6 protein-coding genes and 1 pseudogene are annotated in these 6,935 nt (G+C 57.9%); 6 read left to right on the top strand and 1 reads right to left on the bottom strand.

Annotated features, from left to right (window positions below):
- From HX846_RS12905 to hxsA, 5 genes and pseudogenes are all read left to right on the top strand, one after another.
- Positions 1-589, top strand: a pseudogene (locus HX846_RS12905) (cysteine protease); the annotation flags it as partial.
- Positions 590-745: 156 nt separating this feature from the next.
- The gene (hxsD, locus tag HX846_RS12900; RefSeq protein ID WP_178965510.1) at positions 746-1,045 is read left to right on the top strand and encodes a His-Xaa-Ser system protein HxsD; all 300 of its coding nucleotides are present in this window, start codon (positions 746-748) and stop codon (positions 1,043-1,045) included.
- A 1-nt stretch (position 1,046) separates the two neighbouring features.
- A complete protein-coding gene (gene hxsB, locus HX846_RS12895) occupies positions 1,047-2,537 on the top strand; it encodes a His-Xaa-Ser system radical SAM maturase HxsB (protein ID WP_178965509.1) in 1,491 nt (496 codons plus the stop codon).
- A gap of 1 nt (position 2,538) precedes the next feature.
- Positions 2,539-3,765, top strand: a complete 1,227-nt coding sequence (gene hxsC, locus HX846_RS12890) for a His-Xaa-Ser system radical SAM maturase HxsC (RefSeq protein ID WP_178965508.1) — start codon at positions 2,539-2,541, stop codon at positions 3,763-3,765.
- The gene (gene hxsA / locus HX846_RS12885) at positions 3,765-4,379 is read left to right on the top strand and encodes a His-Xaa-Ser repeat protein HxsA (RefSeq protein WP_178965507.1); all 615 of its coding nucleotides are present in this window, start codon (positions 3,765-3,767) and stop codon (positions 4,377-4,379) included. The genes hxsC and hxsA overlap by 1 nt, the downstream gene beginning before the upstream one ends.
- Positions 4,380-4,521: 142 nt before the next feature.
- Here hxsA and HX846_RS12880 read toward each other — a convergent pair whose 3' ends face one another.
- Entirely contained in the window at positions 4,522-5,415 is an 894-nt protein-coding gene (locus HX846_RS12880) for a LysR family transcriptional regulator (RefSeq protein WP_178965506.1), read from the bottom strand.
- A 130-nt stretch (positions 5,416-5,545) separates the two neighbouring features.
- Between HX846_RS12880 and HX846_RS12875 the strand changes: the two genes are divergently transcribed.
- Positions 5,546-6,935 (top strand): GMC family oxidoreductase (locus HX846_RS12875; protein ID WP_178965505.1); only part of this gene is annotated, 1,390 nt, incomplete at its 3' end.

Genomic DNA, 6,935 nt, shown 5'->3' with positions numbered 1-6,935 from the left:
GGGCACCGCCCGGGTCTCGGCCACCGTTGATTTTCGCGGCATGCCGCTGATGCAACTGAGCGTCGCCGACCGCCAGCAAGGCGCCACCGCCAGCGACCAGAACATCTGCGACAACTTCGGCAAACAGATCACCGACTGCCAGGTCGAGCGCCCCGCCACCGCCTTCTTGATCCCGGCCAGCTACAAGGTCAGCGCCACCCTGACGGACATGCGGCCCCTGGAACCGCTGGGCAACGACCACGTCTACAACGATGCCTTGCTGCAAGAGAAATGGGACGGTCTGCTCAACTACCGCCGCAATGGGCAACTGGCCGACTTGTACATAGGCAACCCCGAGACGCTGGATTACACCATCACACTGTCGGGTGGGCAGATCGACAAGGACATCAAGGCTTGCCAGGTACGCTCGCCGTGGTACGACCTGGACCTGACGGGTGAGCGCGTCAAGGGCGACTGGCGTTATCACTACGTCCTGACGCAGAAAATACGCTGGCTGGCCCACGATGAAATTGTCAGCGCACCGTTTGAAAAGATGATCAAGGAGATCCGTGCCTGTGGTGAGCAGGTGCATCAGGTGGTGAAGCTCTAGAGCCCCCACTCCTCGAATGTGAGGTTGGCCAGCCAGCCTCACAACAACGCGAGGAACAAAAGAAGACGACAGGCCGGGTAACAATAATGGCAATTAGCCTCCAAGTTGAGGCATTATCCCGCACCATGCAGATGGTTATTGGAAGGGAGTCCCATTATGACCTGGTCGCTGACACTTACATTAGATGAACAGATCTACCCGCTGCGCGTGGTTCAACGTGCTGCGTATAGCCTGGCGCAGACACTCTCAATCCTTATTCGCCAGGAAAACTACCAGTGGGTGCTAGAAGTTAATCCGAGCGAACCGTCCAGCTTATTGGGATACGGGGCCGATGCCGCAAAGGTACTGCTCCTTCGCCACCTGAATGATTTCAACCTACGTGATCAGATTGCACTAGAAACCAGTGGTCTTAGAGAATTACTGGCCAGTACTGCTTTGAAAGAATGCGGCCTCTGATATGCCAGCCGTACTTATCGCCAAGGAAACCGACTATCGCCTGCTACCCTTCCGGTTCATGCGGATGCCGGATACCTGCGGCTCGGAAGTACTAATCACCACAGATACGGGCGAGTACTTGTTTGTGAACGAAGACGATCTTCCAAAAATCGTCCACAAACAACTAGATCGCCGATCATCCTTGTACAAAGATTTGCTGGCACGTCACTTTCTCTACGAACCCGAAATCCATGTGCCTTTTCCGGAAATGACTGCGCAAATTCGCAGCAAAAAGAGCTTCCTGTTTGGCGGGCCGGCGCTGCATCTGTTTGTAGTAACGCTAAGATGCAACCACACCTGCCAATACTGCCAAGTATCCCGTGCGCCACTAGGCGGCCATGGCCACGACATGTCGACAGAGCACGCCATGCATGCCGTCGACCGCTTGTTCGAGTCGCCCTCCCCAGTTCTAACCGTAGAGTTTCAGGGAGGTGAACCACTGCTGGCATTTGATCGAGTCAAGCAAATAATCGAAGCTGTCAGCGCACGTAATGAAATCGAGCAACGCAGCATTCAGTTCATCATCAGTAGCACGCTGCACCACCTGACGGACCCGATTCTGGCATTTGCCAAGCAGTACTCCGTGCAGTTCTCCACGTCGCTGGACGGTCCAGCTTTTTTGCATAACGCTAACCGCCCGACACCTGAGAAAAACGCTTACCAACGAACAGCGGAAGGCATTCAACGGGTGCGTAGTGTTTTGGGGCACGATTCCGTCTCAGCTCTTACGACTTTGACAGCGAGAAGCCTTGAACACCCAGAAGCAATCATTGATGAATACGTCCAACAGGGATTCAACAGCATTTCCCTCCGGCCACTGAGCCCATATGGTTTTGCCAAGAAGTCAGAACAGCGACTCGATTACTCGATGGAGCAGTATCTGATTTTCTACAAGCAGGCCTTGGACTATCTGATCCAACTCAATAGCCAGGGAACGTACCTGAGCGAAGGCTACACCTCGTTGTTGCTGGGCAATATCCTTACTCCCTTTTCCAGCGGCTATGTCGACCTACGCTCCCCATTGGGCGCGGCTGTAGGCACATTGGTCTATAACTACGACGGCGATGTGTACCCCTCGGACGAAGCACGGATGCTCCTGGAAATGGGTGAGAGCGGCCTTAAGCTAGGCAGCGTGCAACAGCCACTGAGCGAATTACTGCGCTCACCGATCGTTGAGCTTCTACTCGGCGCTGGAGTTGCCGAGGCTTTGCCGGGTTGCTCGGACTGCGCTTTGGTTCCCTACTGCGGTGCCGACCCGATTGAGCATTTTGCACGCCAGGGTGATCCTGTCGGGCACCGCATGTTCAGTACCTTTTGCCAAAAAAATACCGCGTTGCTAACGCACCTATTCGGCCTATTGCATGACGGCGACAGCACCACTCAACGGGTCTTGATGTCTTGGTTGGCGCGCCGCTCGTTCAGTGACTTGCCCCATCCTGGGTTCGGAGGTTGATATGCTCAGGCTCGATACCCAGTTCGATATACGCAACCTTGATACTGCCTGCCTGCTAAAGGTCATCACACCTCAAGAGCTGATTGAGAAAGGCACCTCGGCGTGTTCCGGCAACGTTGCATTCACAGACCTGTTGCTATGGCTGACATCCGAAGATATCGCAACACAGCCGCAACTGCTGACCATGCCAGTAGCAGGCATCCTGCTAGCTAATGCAAACGAGCAAGCCCTCGATTATCCCGGAATCATCTTGGCCACTCCCAAGGATGAACGTGTAGTTCAACCCGGGGATGTGATCGCCCTGTCGCCCGGCTCAAATGTGGTTCGCGTGCTGTATCGGCGCCATGCGAACAGCAATTTGCTGTTCATAACTGACCGCTGTAACAGCCTGTGCCTGATGTGCTCGCAACCCCCCAAGGACATAAACGATTACTGGCATATCGACGAAAACCTACAGTTGATCGACCTGATGGATGCCGGCGATGAACAGATAGGTATCAGTGGTGGCGAACCTACCTTGTATGCTGATGGTTTACTGGCATTGATCCAGAAAGCCAAAAATGTGCTGCCTGAAAAATCGCTGCATATCTTGAGCAACGGACGCCTTCTGCGGCACCGATCCTGGCTGACCGCGCTGAAAGAAATCCAGCATCCCCGGCTGACCTGGGGTATCCCGTTGTACGCCGATACCGCAGCCGAGCACGATCATGTGGTTCAATCGCTCGGCGCGTTCAGCGAAACCATGCAGGGCCTATACAACCTGGCGCGCGCTGGTCAGAACGTCGAAATCAGGGTCGTGCTCAGCCGCTTGACCGCGCCTAGGCTTGGGCAACTTGCGCACTATATTTTTCGCAACCTGCCGTTCGTCCAACATGTCGCATTGATGGGGATCGAGAATACTGGCCTAGCCAAGAAGAACTACGAGGCCTTGTGGATAGACCCTCTCGACTACCAGAAAACGCTGGCAGAGGCCTGTCACTTCCTCGACGTTCGCGGTCTGACGGTATCGGTCTACAACTTACCTCTGTGTGTATTGGCCCCCTCGCTTTCACGGTTTTACCGGCAAAGCATTTCCGATTGGAAAAATCTGTTTATCGAAGCCTGCCAATCCTGTGCGGCCAAGCATCACTGCGCCGGCTTTTTTAAATCCCACTCCCTTCGCTGGCAGAGTCGCGGCATACGTCCGCTGAGCCTTGAGGAAACCTCCCACTACGCAAGGAGCGCATGATGACGCTGATGGATCGCTGGAAAATGTTAATCGGTCATGGTATTGCAATAGTCCCGGTGGCGTTGAGCCCGCTGGCACAAGCCAGTCAAATAGCGGTGCTCCAACCCGATTGGAAGGCCACGGAAAAGCCGCCGACTTTCAACAACACACTCAATGCGCCGAATGCAGTGAATATTTACGCGGCACATCGCTCACACAGCTCTCACCGATCTCATAGCTCGCATTACAGCGGTTCGAGCGGTTACAGCGCGCCGCGCAGTTACACGGCGCCAACTCCCGCCGTCGCGCCACGGTCGCTTTACAGCACACCCGGGGCAAGTCGAAGCTCTGCGAACAATTTCAATGGTTCCACCAGCCGACCATCCTCTTCAAACGGGTCTCCCACACCCAATGGAACTGCAGCTGGAGCAGCAGCAACTGCGGAGCGTAACAAGCTAGTGATGCGGGTTCAGATGGCCTTGCTGGTCAAGCAGTACTATACCGGCGCTATCGATGGTGTTCTGGGCAATGGAACCCGCGGTGCATTGATGGCGTTTCAGGCCGATTCAAATCTACAAAACCACGGGCGCATGGACACGCCAACACTAAACGCGCTCGGGATTGCGATTCCCTGAATCAACGAATGCTGTTTGTGGCGAGGGGGCTTGTCCCCCGTTGGACAGGGCTGCGTTCCAGTGCGCAGCGCTCCCGCTTTTTTTTGGGGCCGCTTCGCAGCCCAACGGGGGACAAGCCCCCTCGCCACAGGATTGCGGTGGATCAGAGCTCCTCCCCCAGCAAAACCCCTTGCTCCCGCGCGCAGAGTTCCACCAGGTAATCCCACAACACCCGCAACCTTACCGACTTGTGCAACTCGCGCCGGGAGCTGATCCAGTAGCTGCGCTGGATGCTCTCCGCCGGCAGCAGCGGCACCAGGTCCGGGTCGCTCGCCGCCATGAAGCACGGCAATACGGCAATTCCCAACCCCGAGCGCGCCGCCTGGTGCTGGGCGATCACGCTGGTGCTGTGGAACACCACTTTGGGGTTGCGGCAGAAGCTGCTGAGGAATTTCAATTCCTGGCTGAACAGCAAATCATCGACGTAATCGATCCAGGCGTGCACCGCCAGGTCCTCGCGTTTTTCAATCGGCGGTGTGCGGTCCAGGTAGCTGCGGCTGGCGTAGAGCGCCAGGCGGTAGTCGGTGAGTTTGCGGGTCACCAGTTGGTCGACGCTGGGGCGTTCGAGGTGGATGCTGATTTCCGCTTCGCGGTTGAGGATGCTGACAAACCGTGGCACTGCCAGCAGTTCCACTTCCAGGCCCGGGTAGCGTTCGAACAGGCCGCCCATGCGACTGGCCAGGAACATCACGCCCAAACCCTCGGCCACCCCCAGGCGGATCTTGCCCAGGGGCGCGGCGGAATGGGTCAGTTCTTCTTCGGCCAGCAGCGCCACGTTTTCCATGGCTTCGGCATGTTTGAGCAGGGCTTCGCCGGAGGGCGTGAGTTCGTAACCCTGGGCGTGCTGCACGAACAGCGCAGTGCCCAGGCTTTTCTCGATGGCCTCGATGTGCCGGGCCACAGTGGCGTGAGTAGTTTTCAAACGTTGCGCCGCCGTGAGCAGGCGTCCGCTACGCTGTAACTCGAGAAAGAACCGCAGATCATTCCAGTCGAACATATCGCCTCCGCTGTCCACCTTGAAAGCATCGCTGTCTAAAAACGCACAGCAGCTGGGTAAAAACTAACATTTTTAAGACGAAAACTAACAACTAGGATGGGACCAATAAGAAAAACAAGCGAGGTCACAGATGCATTCTGCAGCTGCTGAATACGATTACGTGGTGGTAGGCGCCGGCCCGGCGGGCTGCCTGCTGGCCAATCGACTGTCTGCCAACCCTGCCCATCGCGTCTTGCTGCTTGAAGCAGGCGGTCGCGATAACTACCCCTGGATCCACATTCCCGTCGGCTACCTGTTCTGCATCGGCAACCCGCGCACCGACTGGTGCTTCAAGACCGAAGCCGAGGAAGGCCTGCAAGGCCGAGCGCTGAGCTACCCGCGCGGCAAGGTGCTGGGCGGGTGCTCGTCCATCAACGGCATGATCTACATGCGCGGCCAGGCCCGGGATTACGACGGCTGGGCCGAGGACAATCCCGGTTGGGCGTGGAAGGATGTGCTGCCGCTGTTCAAGCAGAGCGAAAACCATTTTGCCGGTGCCTCGCAATTTCACAGTGACGGCGGTGAATGGCGGGTTGAGCAACAGCGCCTGCACTGGCCGATCCTCGATGCGTTTCGTGACGCGGCGCAGCAAAGCGGTATCGACAGCATCAGCGACTTCAACCAGGGCGACAACGAAGGCTGTGGCTATTTCCAGGTCAATCAGAAATCCGGCGTGCGCTGGAATGCGGCCAAGGCGTTTCTCAAACCGATCCGCCAGCGGCCCAACCTGACGGTGATGACCGAGGTTGAAGTCGACCGCGTACTCCTGGAGAACGGCCGTGCGGCGGCGGTGGTTACTCGCCAGCAAGGCCAGCCAGTCACGTGGCGGGCGCGCAAGGAAATCATCCTGTGCGCCGGCTCCGTAGGTTCGCCGGGCATCCTGCAACGCTCCGGTATCGGCCCCTCCAGCGTGCTCAAGCCTTTGGGCATCGATGTGCTGCACGAGTTACCCGGAGTGGGCGGCAACCTGCAGGATCACCTGCAACTGCGCCTGATCTACAAGCTGGAAAACGCCCGCACCCTGAACCAGATCGCCGGCACCGTGTGGGGCAAGATGGGCATGGGCCTGCGCTACCTGTACGACCGCAGCGGCCCGTTGTCCATGGCCCCCAGCCAGCTTGGCGCGTTTGCCCGCTCCGGGCCGGAGCAGACGTCGGCCAACCTCGAATACCACGTGCAACCGCTGTCCCTGGAGCGCTTTGGCGAACCACTGCACGGGTTCCCGGCCTTCACCGCTTCGGTGTGCGACTTGCGCCCGCAAAGCCGTGGCCGCATCGACATTCGCTCGGCCAACCCGGCAGACGCGCCGCTGATCCGCCCCAACTACCTCAGCCATCCGGAAGACCTGCGGGTGGCCGCCGACGCCATTCGCCTGACCCGACGCATCGTCTCGGCGCCGGCCCTCAAGCAATTCAACCCGGTGGAGTACCTGCCCGGCGCAGAACTGCAGACGGACGAACAGCTGCAGGAAGCCGCCGCCC

The organism is Pseudomonas sp. K5002, from assembly GCF_013386655.1.
GTDB lineage: Bacteria > Pseudomonadota > Gammaproteobacteria > Pseudomonadales > Pseudomonadaceae > Aquipseudomonas.
This window is presented reverse-complemented; position numbering and strand designations above follow the sequence as displayed.

Coding starts and splice junctions, on each gene's coding strand:
- hxsD (WP_178965510.1), top strand. CDS start 746: ATGACCTGGTCGCTGACACTTACATTAGATGAACAGATCTACCCGCTG.
- hxsB (WP_178965509.1), top strand. CDS start 1,047: ATGCCAGCCGTACTTATCGCCAAGGAAACCGACTATCGCCTGCTACCC.
- hxsC (WP_178965508.1), top strand. CDS start 2,539: ATGCTCAGGCTCGATACCCAGTTCGATATACGCAACCTTGATACTGCC.
- hxsA (WP_178965507.1), top strand. CDS start 3,765: ATGACGCTGATGGATCGCTGGAAAATGTTAATCGGTCATGGTATTGCA.
- HX846_RS12880 (WP_178965506.1), bottom strand. CDS start 5,415: ATGTTCGACTGGAATGATCTGCGGTTCTTTCTCGAGTTACAGCGTAGC.